This window comes from Alicyclobacillus acidocaldarius subsp. acidocaldarius DSM 446 (assembly GCF_000024285.1).
GTDB classification, from domain to species: domain Bacteria; phylum Bacillota; class Bacilli; order Alicyclobacillales; family Alicyclobacillaceae; genus Alicyclobacillus; species Alicyclobacillus acidocaldarius.
In genome coordinates this window covers 2,825,862-2,850,007 of record NC_013205.1, presented here as the reverse complement: position 1 = coordinate 2,850,007, position 24,146 = coordinate 2,825,862, and the positions used below count along the sequence as shown (strand labels likewise).

Genomic DNA, 24,146 nt, shown 5'->3' with positions numbered 1-24,146 from the left:
GCCGTGATCGAAGACAAGGTGCGACTGGAGTTCATGGGCGTTCAGGCGCTTCTCCTGCGCCTCCCGGAGGAAGTCCCCATCGAGACGGGTGAGGCGCTCGACAGGCTTCTGTCTTTGCGAGCGGCGCTTTTGCGAGAGCTCGAAGGCGTAGATGGAATTGAAGACATCACCATTGGCTATCGATCCGTCGCGGTCTACGCGCGCTTCGAAGACGTGTCCCCGGACGATGTGCTGGCGCGCGCCCGCCGCGCGATTCAGGGGTCACAGGGCTCGCCGGTGCCTGCGACGAGGCCGGAGGCAGTCGTCACGCTGCCGGTGGTCTACGGCGGTTCCTTCGGCCCGGACCTGGATGCGGTGGCCGAACGCGCCGGACTTTCGCCGCAGGACGTGATCCGCCTTCATCAGGAGGCGGTCTACCGCGTGGCGATGATCGGATTTTCGCCGGGGTTCGCCTATCTCATCGGCTTGCCGGAACCGCTCCGCGTGCCGCGCCGCGAGACCCCGCGAAGCCGGGTCGAACGGGGCTCGGTTGGGATCGCGGGCTTTCAGACCGGGGTGTATTCGTTCGCGACACCTGGGGGGTGGCAGATCATCGGCCGCACGCCGGTCGCGCTGTTTGACGTGCACCGCCCTTCGCCGAGCCTTCTTTCGCCGGGCGACGAGGTGCGGTTTGAAGCGGTGACGGAGGAGGAATACCATGGCCGCTTTGGCGCGTACACATGAGCCAGGTATCGCGCGCGTGCGCGTGTTGGCGCCGGGGCTCTTTACGACCGTGCAGGATGGAGGGCGCCCGCATCACCGCCACCTGGGCGTGCCGCTCGGGGGCGCGCTCGACGTGTTGGCGTTCCGCTCGGCCAATCGGCTGGTGGGAAACGCCGAAGATTGCGCGGCGCTCGAGGTGACGGGCGCGGGGCCGAAGCTCGCGTTTGAGGCGCCCGCCGCCGTTGCGCTCTGTGGCGCGGACTTCCTGGCGTATGTGGATGGCGAGCCACTGCCCGTGCAGCGCCCGGTCTGGCTCGGAGGCGGCGCGGTGCTTGAGATTCGGAATGCCCGGCGCGGATTTCGCGGCTATTTGGCCATCCGCGGCGGGTTTCTCGTGGAGCAAGTGCTCGACAGCCGGAGCGCGCTGCCCCGCTACGGCATCGGCAAGCTCCTGGCCGCGGGAGACGAGATGACCTATCAGCCTGGACCCGCCGCGCCGCCGGCGGGTTTCCGCGCCATCTCTCCTCGCGCGGCCGTCGCGCCGTTCCAGGTCGGCGGGTGGCTGGATCAGATCGAGGACGAGATCGTCATCCTGCGCGTGGTGCGGGGCGAGCAGGCGGATTGGTTCGAAAAAGGCTCGCGGCGCGCCTTCTTCGACCGCACGTGGCAGGTGGCGCCGCGGTCGGATCGCATGGGCCTCAGGCTTCGCGGCGAGCCCCTGCGCGCGCCGTCCCGGCAGCTCGCGAGCGAGCCGGTCGTGCCCGGCAGCGTCCAGGTGCCGCAGGACGGCCTGCCCATTGTGCTCATGCGCGAGTGCCAGACCACGGGCGGTTATCCCAAGCTTGCGACGGTCATCTCCGCCGATCTCGACAAATTGGCGCATCTCCGACCAGGAAGTTCGGTGCGCTTTGTGGAAGTGAGTTTCGAGGAAGCCTTCAGGCTGCGGCGCGTGCATGACCGACTTGCCCGCGTGTGGCTCCGGTTCGTCGCGGAGCGAGCGCGGCAAGCGTGGGGCAGCGAAGGAGGGGATTGAGCGTGGCTTGTGTGGATCTCAACGCGGATCTCGGCGAGGACTTCGGCGCTTACCGCCTGGCGAACGACGGCGAGATCCTGGCCTATGTGACGTCCGCGAATCTCGCGTGCGGCATGCATGCGGGCGATCCCGTCGTGATGGCGCGATCGGTCGCCCTGGCCAAAGCGCGGGGCGTGGCCGTCGGCGCGCATCCGGGCTACCCGGATCTTCAGGGGTTTGGCCGGCGGGACATGGCGCTTGACGAGGACGAGATTTACGCGTTTGTGTTGTATCAACTGGGCGCGCTCGCCGCGTTCGCCCGGTCGCAGGGCGTCCGCCTTCACCACGTGAAGCCGCACGGCGCCCTCTACAACCGCGCCGCGGTCGATCGCGCCGCCGCGCGCGCCATCTGCCGGGCCGTCGCCGAGTTCGATCCGTCGCTCAAAGTGTACGCGCCCTACCGCAGCGAGCTCGCGGCGCAGGCGGAGGCCATCGGGCTTTGCGCCTGTTGCGAAGTCTTCGCGGACAGGCGGTACGAGGCGGACGGCCAGCTCACGCCGAGACGGCACCCGGACGCGATCATCCGCGATCTCGACGAGGCCTGCGAGCAGGTGCTGACCATGGTGCGCGAAGGGCGTGTTCGCTCGCGGACAGGCGAGTGGGTCGAGGTGGCGGCGGACACGGTCTGCCTTCACGGCGACGGTCCGCACGCCGTAGAGCTCGCCAAGGCACTACACGAACGGCTGCCCCATGCGGGCGTGCAAATTCGGCCGGCCTGATGCCGTTTGGGCGCGCGTCGCAGCTTAGACGAATGGAGTGAGGAATTTGACAGAGACGTTCACCACGTACCGCGTGGAGGATCATGTGGCGGTTTTGACGCTCAATCGTCCGCAGGCTTTGAACGCGCTTTCTCGAGAAGTGCTGTCGGAAATCGGTGCGCATCTTGCGATGTTGGATCTCAAGGACGTCCGCGTTCTCGTCATCCGCGGCGAGGGCCGGGTGTTCTGCGCGGGCGCGGACATCGGCCAGATGCAGCACATGAGCGCCGTGGAGGCCGAGAGCATGGCGCGCCTTGGGCAGCGCGTGTTCCAGGCCATCGAACAGCTGCCCATTCCGGTGATTGCGCTGATTCACGGCGGGGCGTTTGGCGGGGGGCTTGAACTCGCGCTCGCGTGCGATTTTCGGATTGCGGCCGCAGGCGCCGTCGTCGGGCTGCCCGAGGTGACGCTGGGGGTCAACCCGAGTTTCGGCGGGACGTACCGGCTCCCGCGCGCCATCGGGTTCGCGCGCGCGCTCTCGATGATGCTTCTGGGGGAGCGGATCCCGGTCGAGAAGGCCCTGGAGTACGGGCTCGTGAACGAGGTGGTGGCGCCTGACGAGCTCGAGGCGAGGGGCATGGATCTCGCGCGAAAACTCGCGAGCCAGTCGAGCGCCGCGATGGCGGCCATCAAGCGGTCGGCCCACCACGGGTTTGGGCAGGATCCAGCTCGCGCGCAGGCGTATGAGGCGGCGCAGTTCGGCCTGTGCTTTGCTTCTGGGGACGCGCACGAGGGCATGGCGGCCTTCAAGGAGAAGCGCCAGGCGAGGTTTCACGAGGACTGAACCGTGCGTGTCGGTCGGTTTGGCGAACGGGCTCATCAACTCGACGAGCGAACTCGGTTGAGCATGTCGGTCGGCGCTGGTTGCGCACATGCGCGGCTGGCGCCCTTCGCATTTTACCGTTTGGCTGCCGCAAAAATGTCGGTTTGGAGTCTTTGCGTCATGTGCTAAACTTAGATAACATGTAAGCCGGTCATTCGAGCTGTGTTCATGGGTCGAAGTTGGCCACCGGCCTATCCCGAGCTGGAAGGGAAGATTCCAAGATGGCCATCTCATTGGCACGAACGGAACACGAGATACAGGAAATGCCTCTCGTGGAGCTCGTGTACGAGATCTTGAAAGCCCGGAAAGAGCCCATGTACTTCCGCGATATCATGAAGGAAATCCAGGAGCTCCGCCACATGACCGACGAGCAGGTGGCGGACGTCATCGCGCGGGTATTCACAGAGATCAACGTCGATGGCCGGTTCGTCTGTATTGGTCACAATGTGTGGGGGTTGAATCGTTGGTATCCGACGGATCGCAACGCCGAGCGCTTGTCGGGCGGCAAGAAGTTCATCCGCAAGACGGGCGACGCGTTTGGCGATGAGGAGGACGACGAAGAGGAGTACGAGGAGGAGGACGTCCTCGAGGACGACGAGCTCGACTACGACGAGGTCGAGGCGGTCGACGAGGAGCCCGAATTCGACGACGTCGAGGTCGTGGAAGACGAGGACGAGATCCTGCCAGAAGACGAATACGACGATGCGCCGCTGTTCGACGAAGAGGAGGAAGTCGAGGAAGACGAGGAGGACTGAAGTCTTCCGCGCCTTTCGGACGCGTTCTGGACCTTCCGGAACGCGGTTTTTGTGTGCTTAGGTCGCGTGCTTGGCAGGGAGGACAGAGTCATGACGGCGAAGTACATCTTCGTGACGGGCGGCGTGGTGTCCGGACTTGGCAAGGGCATCACCGCCGCGAGTTTGGGCCGCCTCTTGAAGAACCGCGGGCTCAACGTCACCATCCAGAAGTTTGATCCCTACATCAACGTCGATCCGGGGACCATGAGCCCTTATCAGCATGGGGAAGTGTTCGTCACCGAAGACGGCGCGGAGACGGACCTCGATCTCGGCCACTACGAGCGCTTCATCGACAACGATCTCAGCCAGGACAACAACGTCACCAGCGGGCGGATTTATTGGTCGGTCATTCAGAAGGAACGGCGCGGGGACTATCTCGGCGCGACGGTTCAGGTCATCCCGCACGTGACGAACGAGATCAAGGAGCGGGTGATGCAGGCCGCGAAGCCGGACACGGACATCGTCATCACGGAGATCGGCGGCACGGTCGGCGACATCGAGAGCCAGCCGTTTCTCGAAGCCATCCGCGAGATGAAAAACGAGGTCGGGCGCAACAACGTGCTGTACATTCACGTCACGCTCATCCCGTACTTGCGAATGACGAGCGAGGTGAAGACGAAGCCGACGCAGCACAGCGTGGCGACGCTGCGCAGCATCGGCATCAGCCCGAACATCATCGTGTGCCGCACGGAAGTTCCCCTCTCGCAGGAGGTGAAGCGGAAGATCGCGCTCTTCTGCGACACGGACGAGGACAGCGTGATTGAGGCGAGCGACGCCGAGGTGCTGTACGAGGTGCCGCTTCGGCTGCGGGACGAAGGGCTGGACGAGATTGTCCTCCGGCATTTCGGCATCTCGGCCCCACCCGCGGACATGCGCGAGTGGGAGGCGATGGTGGAGCGGATCAAGCGCCTGCACCGAGACGTCGAGATCGCGGTGGTCGGCAAGTACGTGGCCCTGCCGGACGCGTACGCGAGCGTCGTGGCCGCGCTCCAGCATGGGGGATTCGAGAACGACGCCCGCGTGCATATCCGCTGGGTGAATTCGGAGGACGTCACCGACGAGAACGTGGACAAGCTGCTTGAGGGCGTCGACGGCATCCTGGTCCCGGGGGGATTTGGCGATCGCGGCATCGACGGCAAGATCGTCGCGTGCCGCTATGCCCGCGAGCGGAACATCCCGTACTTCGGCATCTGCCTCGGCATGCAGATCGCGGTCATCGAGTACGCGCGGCACGTCGCCGGGCTGGCCGGCGCGCATACGAGCGAGATCGATCCGCGCACGCCCTATCCCGTGATCGATTTGCTGCCGGAGCAGAAGGAGATCGAGGACAAAGGCGGCACGATGCGCTTGGGCGCGTATCCCTGCCGACTGAAGCCGGGATCGCGCGCGCATCAGGCGTACGGTTCGGACCTCATCTCCGAGCGGCACCGCCATCGCTACGAGTTCAACAACGACTTCCGGGGGCAACTGGAATCGCACGGGCTGGCCATCACGGGCACCTCACCCGACGGCCGTCTCGTCGAGATTGTCGAGATTCCCGAGCACCGCTGGTTTGTCGGCGTGCAGTTTCACCCCGAGTTCAAGTCGAGGCCGAACCGCGCGCACGCGCTCTTCCGCGACTTCGTGGCGGCGAGCCTTGACTACGGGCGCCATCGCGCTCATTCCTGATCCCCCGCCTAGGCAAAGAGACAGGAATTTCGATCCTGTCCGGCGAAGATCCTCGAGACGAGTTGAGCTAGCGAAGAGGTGGGGGCATGGCATACAAGGTGCTCGTGGTCGACGATCAATTCGGGATCCGCGTGTTGCTGCACGAAGTCCTGCAGCGGGAAGGCTATGAGGTGTTTCAGGCTTCGAACGGGCCGAGCGCCCTCAGCATCGTCGAACGTGAGCAGCCCGATCTCGTCCTTTTGGACATGAAGATACCGGGAATGGATGGGTTGGAAATCCTGCGCAATCTCCGCAAACTGGGCGTTGACGCGAAGGTCATCATGATGACCGCGTACGGCGAACTGGATCTGATTCACGAGGCGATGGAGATGGGCGCGGTGGCCCATTTCACCAAGCCCTTTGACATCGATGAGCTGCGGCGGACAGTGCGTGAGCACCTCGAGGCGCGTGCACAGGCCGAGTGAGGGATTTGCGTGCCGAGCCGAACAGTGAGTTTGCGCGCCGAAAGCATGGTATCATAGAGGTGGTACGCGGGTCGCCCGCGCGAGCCCTCAGGTGAGCCGAGCAGAGAGAGAATGAGTGGCGACCAGAGGACCGGAGATTTTGGGGACAGGAGAGGATGAGGAACATGAAGCTGTTCATCGATACGGCGAACGTCGACGAAATCCGCCGGGCAGCGGATATGGGCATTCTGAGCGGTGTCACGACCAACCCGAGCCTCGTGGCCAAAGAGGGACGTGACTTCGTTCAGGTGCTGAAGGAAATTGTCGAGATCGTCGATGGGCCCATCAGCGCCGAGGTGGTGAGCCTGGACGCCGAGGGCATGGTGAAGGAGGCGCTGCCTCTTTCGGAAATTCACCCTAACATCGTCATCAAGATCCCGATGACCGCGGAGGGCCTCAAGGCGGTTCATCAGCTCGCGAAGCGCGGGATTCGAACGAACGTGACGCTGATTTTCAGCGCGAACCAGGCGCTGCTCGCCGCTCGCGCCGGCGCGTCGTTCGTCAGCCCCTTCATCGGTCGGTTGGATGACATCAGCATGGACGGCGTCGAACTGATTGCGGATATCGCTCAGATCTTCGACATCCATGGCATCGAAACGGAAATCATCGCGGCCAGCATCCGGCATCCGATGCACGTGACCGCCGCGGCGAAGGCGGGGGCGCACATCGCGACGTGTCCGTTCAGCGTGCTGGATCAGATGATCAAGCATCCGCTGACGGATCGCGGCATCGAGCGGTTCTTGGCCGATTGGAATAAGATGAGCCAGAAGTGAGCGGAGGCCAGGGCTGGATTGCCGGCCCTGGCCCGTTCCATCCGGATGGCGCTCATTCGACAACACTCGCCCTTGTAGAATCTCAAGGGCGTGTTTATACTACGGATAGCCGCAACAACGTCCGGTTGAGCCGTTGGATTCGCTTCTCCGCGCTCCTCGCGCGCAGCGCTTCTCCTCGCATTGAAGACTCCAATGGGCTTCACCTGGATGGCACGTACCGTGCTGAATCGCCTCTTTTTAAGCTGTGATCTGGGTCCCCGAGTGGTGTGAGAACAAGCCGCGACGACGCAAGGCGCATAGAATGACGCAGCCCGCCTCAGGCCGTCTGAATTTACCCGGGCGCGGCGTGTGCCGCCGGGACACGAATGTGAGGGACGATGCTTGGACATTCGAGAACTTGAAGAAAAGAAATTAACAGAGCTATACAAATATGCCCGAGAATTTCAGATCCCGCACTACGGATCGATGAAAAAGAAAGAGCTGATTTTTGCCATTCTCAAAGCCCAGGCCGAGCGGGACGGCCTGATGTTCGCCGAAGGCGTGCTCGAAATCATGCCGGAAGGGTACGGATTTCTCCGGCCCGTGGGGTATCTGCCGAGTCAGGAGGACATCTACGTCGCGGCATCCCAGATTCGGCGCTTCGATCTCCGTACGGGCGATCTCGTCAGCGGAAAAGTCCGACCGCCCAAGGAGAACGAGCGGTACTTCGGCCTTTTGCACGTGGAGGCGGTCAACGGTTACAGTCCCGAGGTAGCTGCCGAACGGCTTCATTTCGCAGCGCTCACTCCGCTCTTTCCTTCCAAACGCATCGTGCTCGAGACCACACCTGAAAACTTGGCCACGCGCCTCATCGACCTGTTCGCGCCCATCGGCTTCGGGCAGCGCGGCATGATTGTGGCGCCTCCGAAAGCGGGCAAGACGGTGCTCTTGAAGGAGATTGCCCACAGCATTGCCACAAATTATCCCGATGTGCACCTGTTTGTCCTGCTCATCGACGAGCGCCCCGAAGAGGTGACCGACATGCAGCGCTCGGTCAAGGGAGAGGTGATTGCGTCCACGTTTGACGAGGTGCCCGAGAATCACATCAAGGTATCCGAGCTGGTGCTGGAACGGGCGCTGCGCCTCGTTGAGCACAAGCAGGACGTGGTCATCCTCCTGGACAGCCTGACGCGGCTCACGCGCGCCTACAACCTCGTCGTTCCCCCGTCCGGGCGCACACTCTCGGGTGGTATCGATCCGGCTGCATTTCACCGCCCGAAGCGGTTCTTCGGAGCGGCGCGCAACGTCGAAGAGGGCGGAAGCCTGACCATCCTCGCCACGGCGCTCATCGACACGGGTTCGCGCATGGACGACGTGATCTACGAGGAGTTCAAGGGCACGGGCAACATGGAACTGCATCTCGACCGCAGGCTCGCCGAGAAGCGCGTGTTCCCCTCGATTGACATCCGCCGTTCCGGGACGCGCCGAGAGGAAGCGCTCATGCCCAAGGAAGAGCTCGAAAAGGTGTGGGCGATTCGCAAATCCATGGGCGACAATCAGGACTTCACCGAGATGTTCCTGCGCAAGTTCCGCCATTATAAGACCAACAAGGAGTTCCTCGACAGCCTGAGTCTCAACCGGGTCGAGCGGAAGCCTGTTGCGAGTGCGGAGAAGCCAGCCGCGCAGCCTGTCACGAGCGAAACCTGAGCGCGCAAGCGAAAAAGAAAAACACCCCTCCGACCGCGACGGGGGAGGGGGGGGTTTCGCCGCGCAAGGTTCTGCGGCCGCAGCGATGCAACTGCCTCAAGCCGCGTGACGCTGCCTCGCCGTCCGCGGACCTTACTCCCATTCGTCCGGCCAAGGGGGAAGAAAGACAAAGCTCGGCTGATTGGGCGTGGACTGTATGGACGCCGTGGCCTGAATGGAAGCGCTGTGCGAGTGTGGAACCGTGCTGGCGAACGCGGTGCTGGCCCACACCAAGCTTCCGGAACCTGCGGTTGCGGCGGATACGGCCAAGACACGAGCGACCCATTGCGACTTGTTCACGAAGGATCATCCTCTCTCGGTTTCAATGGCATTTCAATTTCTTGCTCATCCAAGAGCTCTTGGATCCTCGCGCGCACTTTGAGCGTACAAGCTCCCGCGCTTGTGCGGCAATGCGAACAAGTACGGATGGGATATGATCTTGTAAAGAAGGATGCGCCGATGAGGCAGGTCGCCCCATGGCTGTGAATGGCGCGTGACAAGTGGGGAGCCTTTTGTTATAATCATCGGCAGTGTGTTTAAGCAGATAGGGGTGAAACCATGAAGCCGGACATTCATCCGCCCTACCATACAGTCACGGTGACGTGCGCTTGTGGAGAGACGTTTGAAACCGGATCGACGAAGGAGTCTATCCGCGTCGAAATCTGCTCGAAGTGCCACCCGTTCTTCACCGGCAAGCAGAAGTTGGTCGATTCGGGCGGCCGCGTCGACCGGTTCAACCGCAAGTATGGGCTTCAGGCTCAGGGCGAGCGCTGAGCGCAAACGAGACTCAAGCCATGGTTGGCTCACCGGCCGCGATGGGAGGCGGGTGGGCCTGCTTTGGCTTTTTCTGTTCATGGGCGTTTCTCCCGGCTGCATCTTCGAGAGGGGAACAGCTGGGATTGGGAGGGAGGTGCGTCGATGTTCGATCGGTTGGCGAGCATGGAAGAGCGGTACGAACACCTGAGCCAGCTGCTCTGCAGGCCGGATGTCGCGTCCGATCCGGAAAAGCTCCGATCGTACGCCAAGGAACAGGCGGAGCTGGCGGAGACGGTGGAGGTGTACCGCGAGTGGAAGAAGGTCTCCCAGAACATCGACGAGGCCAAGGCGATGTTGCAGGATAAGCTCGACGACGAAATGCGCGAGTTCGTCAGGGCTGAACTGGCGGAACTGCAACGTCGGCGGGAGGGCCTGGAGCACCGGCTTAAGATTCTCCTCCTCCCCAAGGATCCGAATGACGACAAGGACGTGTTTGTGGAAATTCGCGCTGCGGCCGGAGGCGAGGAGGCCGCGCTCTTCGCCGCTGAGCTTTTGCGGATGTATCAGCGCTACGCCGAGAAACACGGCTGGAAGACGGAGATCATCGACGCCAGCTACACGGATATGGGTGGATTCCGCGAAGTGGTGATGGCCGTGCACGGCAAGGGCGCGTACGCGAAGCTGAAGTTCGAGAGCGGCACGCACCGCGTGCAGCGCGTGCCGGTCACGGAGTCGGGCGGGCGGATCCACACGTCGACGGCGACCGTCGCGGTCCTGCCGGAGGTGGAGGAGGTTGAGGTGGAGATTCACGAAAAGGATCTCCGGATCGACACCTTCTGCTCGACGGGCCCCGGTGGGCAGAGCGTGAACACCACGCAGTCTGCGGTGCGGATCACGCATCTTCCGACGGGAATTGTGGTGTCCTGCCAGGACGAGAAGTCCCAATTGAAAAATAAGGAAAAAGCGATGCGGGTGTTGCGCGCGCGCCTGTACGAGAAGGCTCAGCGCGAACAGCAGGAGGAGCTCGCGGCAAAGCGGCGCCTCCAGGTGGGCACGGGTGACCGCAGCGAGCGCATTCGCACGTACAACTTTCCGCAAAGCCGAGTGACGGATCATCGCATTGGCTTGACGTTACACAAACTTGACGCCGTCTTGGACGGTGAGCTGGATGAGATCATCCAGGCGCTCATCGTCGAGAGCCAGGCGGAGATGCTGAGGGTCAGGGAAGCATGAGCGAGGCCAAGTATTTTGTCGCAAGATTGCTGAAGGCAATCGCGGAACAACTTCCCCAGTCACCGGCGTACCGAGCGTTGCCGCTCGATGAGCGCAAGCGGCTCGCGGAGCGCGAGGCCGAGCAGATTGTGGCGCACGCGCTCGGCTGGGATCGCGTCAAACTGCTCCAGTCGCTTGGCGACGAGGTGCCGGACGAGATCGCGGAACGCGCCGCGCGCTTGGCGGCCCTGCGGGTCCAAGGGGAGCCGCTCGCGTATGTCCTCGGGAAACAGGATTTTTACGGCCGGACGTTTGAAGTCGGGCCGGATTGCCTGATCCCGCGCCCCGACACCGAGGTCTTGGTGGAGGAGGCCATTCGGTTCCTGAAGCGCATGCCCAGTGGGACGCGAGTCATCGACGTCGGGACGGGGTCCGGGTGCATCGCGGTCTCTATCGCGCTTGCGTGCCCGGGCGTGTCGGTTACGGCGGTGGATCTTTCCATGGACGCGCTCGCGGTGGCCCGCCGCAACGCCGAGCGATTCGGCGCCGTGGTCGATTGGGCGGCGGCGGACGGCATCGAGTGGCTGATTGAACGGGCCGAACGCGGGCGGCCGTGGCACGCCATTGTCAGCAATCCGCCGTATATTCCCACGGGCGAGATCGATCAATTGGAACCGTCCGTGCGCGACTATGAGCCGCGGCTCGCTTTGGACGGCGGCGAGGACGGGCTGCAGTTCTACAGGCGGATGGCGGCGCTGCCGCCGTACGTGCTGGCTCGCGGCCGTGCTGGCGTATTCCTCGAGGTGGGCCACAACCAGGCCGATGAGGTGGCCCGCCTGTTCGCGCCGTGGCGCGAACGCGGATTTCGCGTGCGCAAGGTGAAGGACCTGCGGGGGATCGATCGCGTCATTGCCGTGACGCGCGAGCCTGGATCTCCCCCGGAATCGGAGAATCTCTGAATCTAGCGCAGCGCGCCGCTAGTGGTTTAAGATTCACAGCTCCTGTCCATACTGACTGCCAGAACGGCAGGAGGGATGGACGATGGGGTTTGCGAAGCGGTTTGCGGGATGGGTCACAGCCGTCTTGATCGGCGTGGCGCTGTCCAGAGCGGCCATGGCGCACGCGAACGTGCGCGGCGCGAGCGACGGAGACGTGCTCGCGAGCATCGCGGCGCCTCACGCGCCGGCGATCCCGGAGGACGCGCTGCGGCTTCGGATCATCGCGAACAGCGACAGCCCGCGCGATCAGGCGTTGAAGCTCGCGGTGCGCAACGCGGTGATCGAGCAGGTGGGCCGTTGGCTGCAGGGGGCCCACTCCGAGGCGCAGGCGCGCGCCATCGTGGAGGCACACGTGCCGCAAATCCGCGCCACCGCGCTGGCGGTGGAAGCGGCGTGGCACGTGGACCAGTCGGTCCAGGTGGAGGTGGCGCGGGTGCCGTTTCCGACGAAGGAGTACGGCAACCTCGTGTATCCCGCCGGCGAGTACGAGGCGCTGCGCATCGTGCTCGGACGAGGCCAGGGCGCGAACTGGTGGTGCGTCCTGTACCCGCCGCTTTGCTTCATCGACATCACGGAAGGCGATGCAGTGCCCAACACAGGAGGCTTTCCCGATTTGCCGCCGCTCGAGACCCTGTCCATCCCGACGGGCGACGGACATACCCAAAAGGTTCAGGTGCGGCTTTGGACGCTCGATCACGCCGAAGAATGGATTCGCGCGATTGCGGCGCGCTTTCACTGACGAGCATGAGGAGAGGAATGGAATGCGACGATTGACGGTGGCTGGGATACGCCATGAAGCGCAACTGCGCGAGATGTTGAGGGAGCCCGCCCAGTCTCTGCGACGCGGCGGGCTTGTGGCGTTTCCCACCGAAACGGTGTACGGCCTCGGCGCCAACGCGCTGGAGGAGGAGGCGGTGAGGCGCATCTTCGCCGCCAAGGAGCGGCCGCGCGACAATCCGCTGATCGTGCATATCGCGGATGACGCTAAGCTTCGGGACGTGATCGACGAGAACCAACCCTTGCACGAGGACGCGGTGCGGCTGATGCGGGCCTTTTGGCCGGGGCCGCTCACGCTCCTTTTGCCGGCGGGCGCGCGGCTCGCGCCATCCGTTCACCCTGGGCAGCCGCTCGTCGGGGTGCGGATGCCGGATCATCCCGTGGCCCGGGCGCTCATCGCCGAGGCGGGCGTGCCGGTGGCGGCGCCGAGCGCCAATCGGTCCGGCAGGCCGAGTCCCACGACGCCCGACGACGTGGTTGCCGATCTCGACGGCCGGATCGACTGGCTTGTCGACGGCGGGCCGTGCCCGATTGGCGTGGAGTCGACGGTGCTCCTGCTCGAGCCCGACTGCGCCCGCATCCTACGGCCGGGCGGCGTGACGCAGGAGATGATCGCGAGCGTGATCGACCGACCGGTGCTGTACGCGGCCGACGTGTTCGATGTGGCTTCCGCGCCTCTGGCGCCCGGCATGAAGTACCGCCACTACGCGCCGAACGCCAGGGTGCACGTGTGGTGGGGAGAGCCGGAGGCCATTGACGAGGCGATGCGCGCCTTTTTGCTCGAAGCCGTGCAGGACGACGACCTGATGGTGCCGGCGCTCATCGCGCCGGACGACTTCGTGCGGCGCTTCGGGTGGGCGCTGTCGGACGAGCGGCAGGCCGTTCTTCCTGCCGATACGTACGCCGAGGAACTCGCGCGCCACTTGTACCGCCTGCTCCGCGCCTTCGATGGCGCCGGCGCGACCGACGTGCTGGTCCACGGCGTGGATCCGACGCACGGCGTGGGGGCGGCCGTGATGAACCGCTTGTACAAGGCGTCGGCTGGCCGCGTGCGGTGGGTCGGCTAGACCGTGTTCCAAAATCACCCTGATGTATGGCGAAACTTCGGCGCCAATTCGAACAAAGTGCGACAAGTCTTCTGAAGCCGCTTTCATCGGCGGATGCCGCAGGGAGTGCCGGATATAATGGCGGTGTCAGCAGGGAAGAACGATGAAAAGCGGGAGATGAGCAAAATGGAGCTGGCTTTGTTCATCATCACCATCGCACTGATTTTGGTTGTGGGTTCGGCGCTCCTCATCGGCAACCGCGTGGTGGATCGGATGGTTCACGAGGACTCGCGCGAGGCCGAGGCGCTCCTCGCCGCAGCGGCTGCTCGCAATCGGCAGCGCACGTCGGCGTGAGGCGGGCAATCTAGCCTTCGGCCAGCGCTTCCCATACATCGGACGAGAGGGGCAGTCCCAAGCGTGCAGATGCACGAGGGGCTGCCCTTCTTCGCGTCCTTTTCCCTTGCACTCGCATTGCGGCCCTGAACGTCTCACGCCGCGGCGAACGTCGGGGACAAGGTTATCTCCATGCGCGCCAGCTCAGTGCGCAGTGACGTTGTTGGTGGCGGCTCCGCCGTCCGCGGAGGACGGGGGCTGTCCTGGCGCCGCGTTTTCCGGACCGGACGGATTCGCGCGAGGCGACTCGGTGCTCGCCGGGCTGGTCCCCATCGATGCGCTGTTGGTTGTCTGCGGCGCAGGCGCGGCGCCGGTGGAATTGCCGCTTGCCGGCGACGATTGCTCGCCGGTCTGAGGCTGGGTGCTTCCACTGGACCCGCCGGAGGAGGTCGCGTTGCCGCCCGCCGAGTTCCCGCCGATTCCCGTGCCCAACTCGCCGGATCCCGTGGACGAATTCACGCCTGTCCCATTGGATACCCCGCTCGTGCCGCCCTGTCCGCCCGTTTGCCCGCCGCCTGGGCCTGCGCCGTTGCCGTATGCGCTTTCCCCACCCGCGTTGGTTTGGCTCGTCGGCGGCGTCCCGCCGCTCGAGGGGGAATGCGAGGACGTGACCGGCGTGCCGCCCGAACTTGGCGCGCTGCCCGCGCTCGCTCCCGTCGACGTGCTCACGGCCTGCGTTTTCGGCGGCATCGTCAGCGGATTCTGCACCGTTGCCACCTGCTCATTCGGCGACCAGGCAGGCTCGTTGGTCGGCACCATCTCGCTCGATCCCGACGACGACTCCGTGGTACCTTCGCCAGATCCCATCGACGCCTGGGTCACGCCCCTTGTCGCGTTCGACCCAGGCGCGGGATGGGCGGCGGCCAGGGCGTACGCCTGCCAGCGCGGGTTCAGCCCAAAGATCATGAACCACGCGTAACCTGCCAGAACTGCGCATCCCGCACCTCCAGCTATCCATTTGGCCACCCGCCGTTTGGGCCATCGGCTCTTGTTCACGGCCTATCCGCTCCATTTGTCCATCCAGAGTCGACAACATTATCGCGCACCGGGTCGAATTTTGCGAGAGATTTGTGTGAGCCTAGCCGTGGTATGATGAAGGAAGATACGCCAGAAGCAAGCATGCATTTCGAGGAGACCTGGGGGAGGAGATACGGGTTGGAGCGACGAGAGATGTCGGCCGTCTCCGCTCGCGTGTTTCTTTTGGTGCTGACGGCCGTTTCGGGCTGCGTGGACGCCATGAGCTTCATGCGTCTCGGCCAAGTGTTCACCGCGGCCATGACGGGCAACACGGTGCTCGGCGGGATCGCGGTCGCCGCGGGAGATTTTCGACATGCCGTGCACTACCTCGTCGCCCTCGTCGGCTTTGCGTGCGGTGCCGCGGCGTCCGGCTTGGTGGCGGCGAGTGAGCGGAAGCGATCCGGATGGAGCCGCACGGTGACGCACGCGCTGTGGCTCGAGCTCGCGGCGCTTGTCGCGTTCTGGATCGCCGCGGACGCGTTGGGGCCCGCGGGCGTGGTCCGCCACACCGGCGCGCTTTTGTTCGCTCTCGCTTTCGGCATGGGGGCACAGGGCTCCATGGCGCGGCGCGTAGGCATCAATGGGATCACCACGACGGTCATCACCAGCACGACCACCGGGCTGATGGAGACGCTGGTGTGGAAACTGATGGGGCTTGCGCCGTCGCGCCGCAACCCTTCGGAGCCCTTCGATCCGACCAAACCGTGGCTCGTGTGGATGTGGGTGTTGGCTGTGGTGATCTACGGCGTGGGCGCGGGCGTCGCGAGCCTAGTCATTGCACACGCCGGTTACAATGAGATGGCCATTCCCGTCGCGCTCGTGGTCATCACCATCGCGTGGGGGATGTATCAGACGCGTCCGAAGACGGAGCCCGCACCGGGGCGTCGACCGGCCGTGGATCGCTGACGGCGAGGTTAGAACAGCCGGCGGACGTCCGCGATGCGGGCCGTGAGGCCGCTCCCTGGCCCGACGGCCAAGCGCACCACCTCGCCTGCGGACGGATCGCACGCTGCGATCTCGTCCGCGCCCAGGTAGATGCCGACGAGCTCGCCGCGGTCGAGGAGGACGAGATCGCCCGGCCGCACGTCCCACACCGGGACGCTCACACCCGTCGCCTCCCAGAGGCCGTCGAGGGTGGTGGGAAGCCGGTACCCGAGGGCGCGGCGGTAGACGGCTGCGACGAACGTGGCCGGATCGCAAAAGCCCATTGCGGGATCAGCACCCCAGGCGAGTGGCGTGCCGATGAGCTCCTCTGCGGCCTGCAAAACGGCCGCCGCCTTGACAGGTTCAGGGTCCGAGCGCCTCGCCGACGCGGACGGATCGAGCGCCACGCCGGGAGGCGTCTCGGAGAGCGAGGGGCCGACGGCCATCTCGGCGCGCTCGCCGTCGACCGCGGGTTCGACACGCCGATTGCGGCTGAATTCGGTCGCGAGCAGATCTCGGCCGTCTTCGGTTCTGCACACGGCGCGCCGGAGATCCCCCAGAGCCGGGTGAGCTCGGATGTAATTCTCCATCGCGGTAGGCGTTAAGACCATCGCGCTGTCGCCCACCGCCTTCGCATCCGGCCTGACCACGAGGGTGATCTGGTCCGCGCCCTTCTCCTCAATCGTCTCCTCGATCCGCCACAGCGCCGGATTCGCCTGCACGGGGAGCGTGAAACTCAGCGCCGCTGCAAGCCCCAATCCTACACCTCCGAAGGCCCATCTCCCTCGATGCAACATGATCCCCACTTTCGTGGTGTTTTGTGGATATTGTGCATCTGGGTGAGGATCCCTATCCCCTCCATCATCGCGCGGACAGGCCGCGCATATAGATGGAGAGGTGCAAAGGAGGGGGCCTCGTTGTCCAATCTGCAGGCGGCGATCGAGATCGCCATGATGGCTGTGGCGCTCGGGATGGATGCGCTGTCTCTGAGCATCGGCGTGGGACTCGGCGCCATCACGCGCAAGCAGGGTCTCGAACTCGCGTTGACCATCGGTGTCTGGCATGTCATGCTCACGCTCGTCGGGCTCGTCTTTGGCGATCTCGTCGGCCACTACCTGGGCCACGTGGCGCGCTGGTTCGCTGCGTTGGTGGTGCTTGGACTTGGCCTGCACATGGCCTATCACACGTGGAGGCCATCCGAGGAGCCCCGTCCTCGGCCGCTCGGAAACTGGTTCGGTCGCATGACCTTCGCGGCCAGCGTCTCCATGGACGCCCTTTCGGTCGGCTTTGGTCTCGGGTTGAAGACGGTGGCCTACGGGGTGACTTCCGCCCTGGCCTTCGGCGTGGCGAGCACCTTGATGTGCGGGGTGGGGCTGTTGATTGGACGGCAGTTTGGGCGCGCGGTCGGCCGTGTGGGCGAAATGGCAGGAAGCGTCATTCTCATCCTCTGTGGGCTGATGTGGCTCGTGTGAGAAGACGATGTGACGGCGTTTTTCGATTTGCGAGCGCCATAGGAACCTCCTATACTGAAGGCAAACGTAGAAGCAAACCAAAGCCAAAAGCATGGAGGAAACAATGCAGATTCTCTTCGTCTGTACCGGAAACACATGCCGCAGTCCGATGGCTGCGGCCTTCTTGCGTAGGCTTGTCGAGGAACGCGCGCTCGATTGGAAGGTCGATTCGGCGGGCCTGATGGCCATGGAGGGGGCCCCCATGACCGAGCACGCGGCGCAGGCCCTCGCGCGCCGACAGGTCCCCGCCGAGGGGCACGCGGCCAAGCGGCTGACCCGGGAGATGCTGCGCGAGGCCGATCTCGTCCTCACGATGTCGCGATCGCACAGGCAGGCGCTGGTGGACGTCTTTCCAGAGCTGGCCGAGAAGGTGCACACGCTGTACGCCTTCGCGCACGAGGTGTCGGAGGACGCGGCGCAGGATGTGGTCGACCCGTTCGGCGGCGGTGAGGAAGAATACGAGGCGTGCGCCGAACACCTCGCCGATCTCGTCCAGCGCGCGTTTGCTCGCCTGGTGCGGGACGCAGCGGGCGGCGCGGCGGAGAAGGGGGAAAGCAGGGATGGCGCCTCCGAGCAGGGAGATTGAGGCCGAGTCGATTGCGTCCGTCCGGCGCGACCTACCGGTGCTCTTGGCGCACCTCGCGCGCGAGGCAAACCTGGGGCCGGGCAAGCTCCTGGTAGTGGGCGCGTCGACGAGCGAGGTGGCGGGCGAGCGCATCGGAAGTGCGACGTCCGTCGCCATCGGACAGGCCATCGCGGAGGTCGTGCTCGCGTTTGCTCGGGAAGAGGGGTGCGACGTGGCCTTCCAGTGCTGTGAGCACCTGAATCGCGCGCTCGTCGTGGAGAAGGCCGTGGCGAGATCGCGCGGCTTCCAAGAAGTCACGGCCATTCCGGTCTCTGGCGCGGGCGGCGCTGCGGCGGCCGCGGCGTATTGGGCGATGGCGGATCCGTGCCTGGTGAGCTCTGTGTCCGCGGACGCGGGGATCGACATTGGGGACACGCTGATTGGGATGCACCTGCGGCCCGTCGTGGTGCCCGTTCGAGGCCCCCTGCGCGAAATCGGCCGGGCGCACGTCGTCATGGCGCGATCGCGCCCGCCCCTCGTCGGCGGCGCCCGCGCGGTGTACGACCCCGAAGAGGCGCGCCGGCGGATGTCCGCCGACACGCCGCCTCGAAGGGACGCGTGAGCCAAGCGCGTGTCTCGCCCCGTCATCCCGCGCCCGTGCGCGGTTCAGGGCTTGTGCGCCCCGTGTTCGAACCGTAAGATGAATGTGAATCGCGGCGTCCTCTCGCATGCGGCGCTGGATGAAAGGAGTTGCGCAGGATTGACCACCCTTCTGCAGCAGGTTGACCCGGATGTCGCGTCTGCGATGCAGGCCGAGCTCCGTCGGCAGCAGCGGAACATCGAACTCATCGCTTCAGAAAACTTTGTCAGCGAGGCCGTTCTCGAGGCCCTTGGATCCGTCCTGACGAACAAATACGCCGAAGGCTACCCAGGCCGGCGCTATTACGGCGGCTGCGAGTACGTCGACGTGGTCGAGCGCATTGCCATCGATCGCGTCAAGGAGCTGTTCGGCGCCGAGTACGCGAACGTCCAGCCGCACAGTGGTTCGCAGGCGAACATGACGGTCTACTTCAGCGTCCTCAAGCCGGGCGACACGGTGCTCGGCATGAATCTGGCGCACGGCGGCCACTTGACGCATGGGAGCCCCGTGAACTTCTCCGGGCAGCTTTACAAGTTCGTCTCGTACGGCGTCCACCCGGAGACCCATCTCATCGATTACGACGAGGTGCTCAAGGTCGCGAAGGAACATCGGCCGAAGATGATCGTCGCCGGCGCGAGCGCGTACCCGCGCGTCATCGACTTCAAACGCATGCGGGAGATTGCGGACGAGGTCGGCGCGTATCTGATGGTGGACATGGCGCACATTGCGGGCCTCATTGCCGCGGGGCTTCACCCGTCCCCCGTGCCGTACGCGCACTTCGTGACGTCCACGACGCACAAGACGCTTCGGGGTCCGCGCGGCGGGTTCATCCTCTGTCAGAAGGACGTCGCCAAGCTCATCGACAAGACGAATTTCCCCGGCGTCCAGGGCGGTCCCCTCATGCACGTGATTGCAGCGAAGGCCGTCGCCTTCGGGGAAGCTTTGAAACCCGAATTCAAGGCGTACCAGGAGCAGATTGTGAAGAACGCGAAGGCGCTCGCCGAAGCGCTCAAAGGGTACGGGTTCCGCCTCGTGTCCGGCGGCACCGACAACCACCTGATGCTCATCGACGTCCGCAGCGCGGGGCTGACCGGCAAAGAAGCCGAGCGGAGGCTGGACGAGATCGGCATCACGGTCAACAAGAACGCCATCCCATTCGATCCGGAGAGCCCGATGGTGACGAGCGGCATCCGCGTCGGCACGCCTGCCGCGACTTCGCGCGGCATGGACGAGGGCGCGATGCAGGAGATTGCCGAGATCTTCAAGCTCGTGCTCCTCGGCGACTTCAGCGACGAGGTGAAGCGCGAGGCTCGCGCTCGCGTCGACAGCTTGACGGACCGGTTTCCGCTCTATCCGACTTTGTCCTACGTCGAATGAAACTTCGAGATGGTTGAGAGCCGCCCGCGAGGGCGGCCCCATTTTGACAAAGGAGCGTTTTCCTTGGGACAGGTGCATGTGCTTGACCATCCCCTCATTCAGCACAAGTTGACCCTCATTCGCGACAAGAACACGGGGACGAAAGAGTTTCGAGCGCTCGTCCAGGAAGTCGCGATGCTCATGGTCTACGAGATCACGCGCGATCTGCCTCTGCAGGAGGTCACGGTGGAGACGCCCGTGGGCGTCGCCTCGGCGAAGGTCATCGCGGGCAAGACGCTCGCCATCGTGCCGGTTCTGCGCGCGGGGCTCGGCATGGTCGAAGGGATTTTGAACTTGATCCCCGGCGCGAAGGTCGGTCATATCGGGCTGTATCGCGATCCCGAGACGCTCATGCCCGTCGAATACTACTGCAAACTCCCGGCTCATCTGGAGGAGCGAGACGTGTACGTGGTCGACCCGATGCTCGCCACGGGGGGTTCCGCGGTGGCAGCGCTCCGAGCGGTCAAGGAGCGCGGGGCACAGCGCCCGAAACTCATGTGCCTCGTCGGCGTTCCCGAAGGGATCCGGGCCGTTCAGGAACACCACCCGGACGTCGACATCTACCTCGCAGCCGTGGATGACCATCTGAACGATCACGGCTACATCGTCCCGGGCCTCGGCGACGCGGGGGATCGCCTCTTCGGGACGAAGTAGACGGTAGACGGCTTCGCTCGGACGAGCCAGGGAAAGACAATGAGGGGGTCCTATCGTTGAAATCAACGCCCGTCCGTGTGCTCACCGTGTTCGGAACGCGGCCAGAAGCCATCAAGATGGCACCGCTTGTGCAGGCGCTTGAGGCGCATCCGCAGATCGAGTCGCTGGTGTGCGTCACCGCGCAGCACCGCGAGATGCTGGACCAGGTGTTGGAGGTCTTCTCCATTCGCGTGGACGACGATCTCGACATCATGGAGCCCAAACAGACGCTGGCGACCATCACGGTGAAGGCCCTCGCGGGACTGGAGGGTGTGCTCGAGCGGCGCAAGCCCGACCTGGTGCTGGTGCACGGCGATACGACCACGACCTTCGCCGCGAGCCTGGCCGCGTTTTATCAGCAAATTGCCATTGGCCACGTCGAAGCGGGGCTTCGGACGTACCAAAAATACAGCCCGTTCCCAGAAGAGATGAATCGCCAATTGACCGACGTGCTGTGCGACCTCTTTTTTGCCCCGACGGATGTCGCTGCGGCGCATCTCAGGCAGGAGGGTCGGCCAGAGGAAGCCATCTTTGTGACGGGCAACACGGCCATCGATGCCATGCGCACAACCGTCCGCAAAGCGTACACGCACCCCGTGTTGGACGGCATGCCAAAGGGCGCCCGCCTCATCTACATGACGAGCCATCGCCGGGAGAACTGGGGAGAGAAGCTCGAGAGCATCTGCCGCGCGGCTCGCAGGGTGGTGGACCTCGCCGAAGATCTCCATTTGGTCTACCCTGTTCACCTGAATCCGCGCGTCCGCGACACGGTATTTTCCATCCTCGGCGGCCATCCGCGGATCCACCTGCTCGATCCGCTCGGCGTGATCGACAACCACAACTTCATGGCGCGCGCGACGCTCATCCTCACGGATTCCGGCGGCATTCAGGAGGAGGCGCCGTCGCTCGGTGTGCCTGTCCTGGTGCTGCGGGATACCACCGAGCGGCCGGAGGGCATCGAGGCGGGAACTCTGAAGCTCGTGGGAACGGACGAGGAAACCATCTTCTCCGAGGCCAAGCGTCTGCTGACGGACGAAGCAGCATACCGGGATATGGCATTGCGCAAAAATCCGTACGGGGACGGCCGTGCGTCGGAGCGCATTGTGCAAGCCATCCTATATCACTTCGGTCTTGCCGAGCGTCCTCAGCCATTTCGCTATCTGGAATCCGAAGGGCCGTTTCAGCGCCGATGAGGATTTCCAGTATGTGCTTGCGCTTTCACTTCCATTTGTGGAAAGGATGGTGCGCATCGAGATGGCGGGCCGCAGGTCGAGGATTTTGTGAACAAACCGGGACAGCCGGGCAAAATCCCGGGTATTCCGCAGGGTTTCCGCGTTGACATCGAATTTTGGGCTAGTGTACTATAGGCGAGGGTTCTGGCATTTCACCATACAAACAGGCGTTTCGCCCTACGAGAAGGGTGAGCTAGCGCGCCCATTTCTGGAAACGCCTTCCTTGCTATGGTTATCCTGGCTTGCAAGCGGAAACTCTATAGGTATGTGGTGGAATGTTGCAAAAGCTCCACTCAGTCTCTTGCATCACACAAGTTTGTCCCTCTCTTCAATCTGTTCTAGGTGGTGTGTGCGTTCGCAGACGAAGACCGCAACGAGGCGCGTTCTGCGCGCAAGCAGCCGAGTGACTGGACGTTGTTCGCCGTCTACTCAGGTGCCACGCTGCAACTCGCCGGGTGCATCGTTGGCCTGGGGTTTGTGGGGCATGTCGTGAGTCTGCATGTCCATCGGCTGTGGCCGACGGTGGCGGGCGTGGTGCTCGGCGTGATCGCCGGAGTGTCGGGCCTTACGTTCCTCGTCAAACAGGTTCTAGGAGACCGACGATGAGTGCCAATTCCCTCATGAAGCGACTGCGAGCCATTCAATGGTCGTGGCTCGGGCTGATGTTGCTGACCGCGCTTTGTGTCGCTGTCTTTAGGGAGACGCGTCCCGTCTTCAGCGGCCTGCTGTTGGGTGAGATGGGCGGCCTGTTCGTGATCTTCAGCATGATCCGCCAGGGGCATCTGAACGACAACGTTCAGGGGCAGCTGCTCTTTGCCTCTGGGATGGTGGGCATGTTCGCGCGGCTTGCGCTCATCGTGGTCATCATGGTGATTGCGCTGAAGTTCCGGGCGCTGTTCAATCCCTACGCAGCCTTGGTCGGGTACGCCCTGAGCTTTGTGTTCGTCATCATTGGGATGTATCGGTATGCCAAGAACCCGCCTGATCAACAAGGATGACGGAAAGAAGGTGAAAACGTGCCGGTCTTCCCGACGCTATTCCCGGGGACCATCTGGCAGACGAACGTCGTCGTGATCGCGACCATCTTCCTCACGGGGCTCATCGTCTTCGTTCTGCTGCGGCTGGCCGTGGCGCGAATGGACATGCGTCACCCTCGCGGGTTGCAGAACCTTGTGGAATGGGCCTTCGACTTCTCGGAGAGCATGGCGAAAGATGTGATGCCGAGCGAGGAATCGCGGCGATTCGTGCGACCTCTCGCGTTCATCATGTTGCTCTTTCTGTTCGTCGCCAACTGGCTCGGGCTCATCATGACCATCACGGTGCACTTCGACCCGCATGCTCACGTCTGGGGCTTGAGTCCGTCCGACCTTCAGTCCGCGAAGGGGGACGTGGAACTCTTTGATTCTCCGACGTCCAACATGAGCATGGCGCTCGGGCTCGCCATTCTGGTGTGGCTCATCAGCCACGCGCGGGGACTGAGGCATCCCATCAAGTGGTTTCGCCACTTGCTCCGCCATCCCCCGTTCGGGCTGTTGGAGGAAATCACAAATCCGCTGACGCACGGCATGCGACTTTTCGGCAACATTTTCGCCGGCGAGATCCTGCTGGGGCTCCTGCTGCGCGCGCCGTTTGCGTTCCACTTCATCCCTTGGCAGCTTCCGTTCATCATCGCCTGGCTGCTGTACAGCGGCTTTGTGGCGACGATTCAAGCCTATGTCTTCAGCATTCTCATGTGCCTGTACATCGGCATGAAGTCATTTGAGGCGGACAGCCAGCACTGACCCTCGGCGTCCGCAAGGGCTTGCGCGAACGAAGTTTACGTCCATCAACAAAAGGAGGAACAGACTGATGCAACTCGACATGGTCAAAGCGATTTACGACATTGCGGTGGCGCTCCTGCTCGGCTTGGCGGCCGTCGGTTCCGGCGTCGGCGACGGCATGGTCATGAGCAAGTACGTCGAAGGCGTCGCTCGCCAGCCTGAAGCGCGCGGTTCCATCTTCGGCAGCGCGCTCCTTGGTGTCGCGTTGGTCGAGGCCTTCCCGGTCATCGCGCTGGCATTCGGTATCATCATCCTCTTCACGAAGGGCGCGTTCTGATGCCTTGGCGCCCGGCCCCTCGCGCCGGGCGCCCTTGTGAGCCGGATGCCA

General features: G+C 63.9%; 29 protein-coding genes. 28 read left to right on the top strand and 1 reads right to left on the bottom strand.

The features are described 5' to 3' along the window. The first annotated feature begins 3 nt into the window (after positions 1-3). The 18 genes from pxpB to AACI_RS13755 all read left to right on the top strand — a co-directional run bounded on the left by pxpB (position 4) and on the right by AACI_RS13755 (position 15,923). Positions 4-723, top strand: coding sequence for a 5-oxoprolinase subunit PxpB (pxpB, locus tag AACI_RS13840; protein ID WP_012811997.1), 720 nt, complete (start codon positions 4-6; stop codon positions 721-723). After that, positions 698-1,735, top strand: a complete 1,038-nt coding sequence (locus tag AACI_RS13835) for a 5-oxoprolinase subunit C family protein (protein ID WP_012811996.1) — start codon at positions 698-700, stop codon at positions 1,733-1,735. The genes pxpB and AACI_RS13835 overlap by 26 nt, the downstream gene beginning before the upstream one ends. Positions 1,736-1,737: 2 nt before the next feature. Next, on the top strand, positions 1,738-2,493 hold the full coding sequence (locus AACI_RS13830) for a LamB/YcsF family protein (RefSeq protein WP_012811995.1): 756 nt from the start codon (positions 1,738-1,740) through the stop codon (positions 2,491-2,493). A gap of 37 nt (positions 2,494-2,530) precedes the next feature. Beyond that, positions 2,531-3,316 (top strand): enoyl-CoA hydratase/isomerase family protein, encoded by a 786-nt coding sequence (locus tag AACI_RS13825; RefSeq protein WP_245530631.1) that lies wholly within the window; start codon positions 2,531-2,533, stop codon positions 3,314-3,316. Between the two features lie 302 nt (positions 3,317-3,618). Next, positions 3,619-4,110, top strand: coding sequence for a DNA-directed RNA polymerase subunit delta (rpoE, locus tag AACI_RS13820; RefSeq protein WP_245530630.1), 492 nt, complete (start codon positions 3,619-3,621; stop codon positions 4,108-4,110). 90 nt (positions 4,111-4,200) lie between these two features. Continuing rightward, entirely contained in the window at positions 4,201-5,817 is a 1,617-nt protein-coding gene (locus tag AACI_RS13815) for a CTP synthase (protein WP_012811992.1), read from the top strand. Between the two features lie 86 nt (positions 5,818-5,903). After that, positions 5,904-6,281: a response regulator gene (locus AACI_RS13810; protein WP_012811991.1), complete on the top strand. Its 378-nt coding sequence runs from the start codon at positions 5,904-5,906 to the stop codon at positions 6,279-6,281. A gap of 164 nt (positions 6,282-6,445) precedes the next feature. Beyond that, positions 6,446-7,093: a fructose-6-phosphate aldolase gene (gene fsa / locus AACI_RS13805; RefSeq protein ID WP_012811990.1), complete on the top strand. Its 648-nt coding sequence runs from the start codon at positions 6,446-6,448 to the stop codon at positions 7,091-7,093. Between the two features lie 381 nt (positions 7,094-7,474). Next, positions 7,475-8,779, top strand: a complete 1,305-nt coding sequence (rho, locus tag AACI_RS13800; RefSeq protein WP_012811989.1) for a transcription termination factor Rho — start codon at positions 7,475-7,477, stop codon at positions 8,777-8,779. Between the two features lie 597 nt (positions 8,780-9,376). Then, the gene (gene rpmE, locus AACI_RS13795) at positions 9,377-9,592 is read left to right on the top strand and encodes a 50S ribosomal protein L31 (RefSeq protein WP_008338223.1); all 216 of its coding nucleotides are present in this window, start codon (positions 9,377-9,379) and stop codon (positions 9,590-9,592) included. Positions 9,593-9,736: 144 nt separating this feature from the next. Then, positions 9,737-10,807 (top strand): peptide chain release factor 1, encoded by a 1,071-nt coding sequence (prfA, locus tag AACI_RS13790; protein ID WP_012811988.1) that lies wholly within the window; start codon positions 9,737-9,739, stop codon positions 10,805-10,807. Further along, complete coding sequence (gene prmC, locus AACI_RS13785; RefSeq protein ID WP_012811987.1) at positions 10,804-11,745, top strand: peptide chain release factor N(5)-glutamine methyltransferase; 942 nt, start codon at positions 10,804-10,806, stop codon at positions 11,743-11,745. The genes prfA and prmC overlap by 4 nt, the downstream gene beginning before the upstream one ends. A gap of 82 nt (positions 11,746-11,827) precedes the next feature. Further along, positions 11,828-12,523: a stage II sporulation protein R gene (gene spoIIR / locus AACI_RS13780; protein WP_012811986.1), complete on the top strand. Its 696-nt coding sequence runs from the start codon at positions 11,828-11,830 to the stop codon at positions 12,521-12,523. Between the two features lie 22 nt (positions 12,524-12,545). Continuing rightward, on the top strand, positions 12,546-13,628 hold the full coding sequence (locus tag AACI_RS13775) for an L-threonylcarbamoyladenylate synthase (RefSeq protein ID WP_012811985.1): 1,083 nt from the start codon (positions 12,546-12,548) through the stop codon (positions 13,626-13,628). A 117-nt stretch (positions 13,629-13,745) separates the two neighbouring features. Beyond that, complete coding sequence (locus AACI_RS13770) at positions 13,746-13,961, top strand: hypothetical protein (RefSeq protein WP_012811984.1); 216 nt, start codon at positions 13,746-13,748, stop codon at positions 13,959-13,961. Between the two features lie 193 nt (positions 13,962-14,154). After that, complete coding sequence (locus AACI_RS16790) at positions 14,155-14,355, top strand: hypothetical protein (RefSeq protein ID WP_041707636.1); 201 nt, start codon at positions 14,155-14,157, stop codon at positions 14,353-14,355. A gap of 6 nt (positions 14,356-14,361) precedes the next feature. Next, entirely contained in the window at positions 14,362-14,919 is a 558-nt protein-coding gene (locus AACI_RS16785; protein ID WP_218917089.1) for a hypothetical protein, read from the top strand. 236 nt (positions 14,920-15,155) lie between these two features. Next, positions 15,156-15,923: a YoaK family protein gene (locus AACI_RS13755; protein WP_012811981.1), complete on the top strand. Its 768-nt coding sequence runs from the start codon at positions 15,156-15,158 to the stop codon at positions 15,921-15,923. 8 nt (positions 15,924-15,931) lie between these two features. On the opposite strand, the gene AACI_RS13750 is transcribed toward AACI_RS13755, so the two are convergent. Beyond that, positions 15,932-16,699 carry a C40 family peptidase gene (locus AACI_RS13750; protein ID WP_012811980.1) on the bottom strand — a complete coding sequence of 256 codons (768 nt, stop codon included), beginning with the start codon at positions 16,697-16,699 and terminating at the stop codon, positions 15,932-15,934. 159 nt (positions 16,700-16,858) lie between these two features. Here AACI_RS13750 and AACI_RS13745 point away from each other — a divergent pair, with 159 nt between their 5' ends. The 10 genes from AACI_RS13745 to atpE all read left to right on the top strand — a co-directional run bounded on the left by AACI_RS13745 (position 16,859) and on the right by atpE (position 24,095). Next, positions 16,859-17,413 (top strand): manganese efflux pump MntP, encoded by a 555-nt coding sequence (locus AACI_RS13745; protein ID WP_012811979.1) that lies wholly within the window; start codon positions 16,859-16,861, stop codon positions 17,411-17,413. Positions 17,414-17,504: 91 nt separating this feature from the next. After that, complete coding sequence (locus tag AACI_RS13740) at positions 17,505-18,038, top strand: low molecular weight protein arginine phosphatase (RefSeq protein WP_342626153.1); 534 nt, start codon at positions 17,505-17,507, stop codon at positions 18,036-18,038. Further along, on the top strand, positions 18,013-18,639 hold the full coding sequence (locus AACI_RS13735; protein WP_012811977.1) for a TIGR01440 family protein: 627 nt from the start codon (positions 18,013-18,015) through the stop codon (positions 18,637-18,639). Before AACI_RS13740 ends, AACI_RS13735 begins: the two co-directional genes overlap by 26 nt. 138 nt (positions 18,640-18,777) lie before the next feature. Next, positions 18,778-20,034 (top strand): serine hydroxymethyltransferase, encoded by a 1,257-nt coding sequence (locus tag AACI_RS13730; protein WP_012811976.1) that lies wholly within the window; start codon positions 18,778-18,780, stop codon positions 20,032-20,034. 63 nt (positions 20,035-20,097) lie between these two features. Continuing rightward, a complete protein-coding gene (gene upp, locus AACI_RS13725; protein WP_008339900.1) occupies positions 20,098-20,727 on the top strand; it encodes a uracil phosphoribosyltransferase in 630 nt (209 codons plus the stop codon). Positions 20,728-20,843: 116 nt separating this feature from the next. Beyond that, complete coding sequence (gene wecB, locus AACI_RS13720) at positions 20,844-21,959, top strand: non-hydrolyzing UDP-N-acetylglucosamine 2-epimerase (protein WP_049763364.1); 1,116 nt, start codon at positions 20,844-20,846, stop codon at positions 21,957-21,959. Between the two features lie 381 nt (positions 21,960-22,340). After that, positions 22,341-22,604, top strand: coding sequence for a hypothetical protein (locus AACI_RS13715; RefSeq protein ID WP_008339897.1), 264 nt, complete (start codon positions 22,341-22,343; stop codon positions 22,602-22,604). Further along, positions 22,601-22,996: an ATP synthase subunit I gene (locus tag AACI_RS13710; protein WP_012811974.1), complete on the top strand. Its 396-nt coding sequence runs from the start codon at positions 22,601-22,603 to the stop codon at positions 22,994-22,996. The genes AACI_RS13715 and AACI_RS13710 overlap by 4 nt, the downstream gene beginning before the upstream one ends. A gap of 18 nt (positions 22,997-23,014) precedes the next feature. After that, the gene (gene atpB / locus AACI_RS13705) at positions 23,015-23,779 is read left to right on the top strand and encodes a F0F1 ATP synthase subunit A (protein ID WP_008339895.1); all 765 of its coding nucleotides are present in this window, start codon (positions 23,015-23,017) and stop codon (positions 23,777-23,779) included. Positions 23,780-23,846: 67 nt separating this feature from the next. Next, complete coding sequence (atpE, locus tag AACI_RS13700; protein WP_008339894.1) at positions 23,847-24,095, top strand: ATP synthase F0 subunit C; 249 nt, start codon at positions 23,847-23,849, stop codon at positions 24,093-24,095. Positions 24,096-24,146 lie beyond the last annotated feature (51 nt).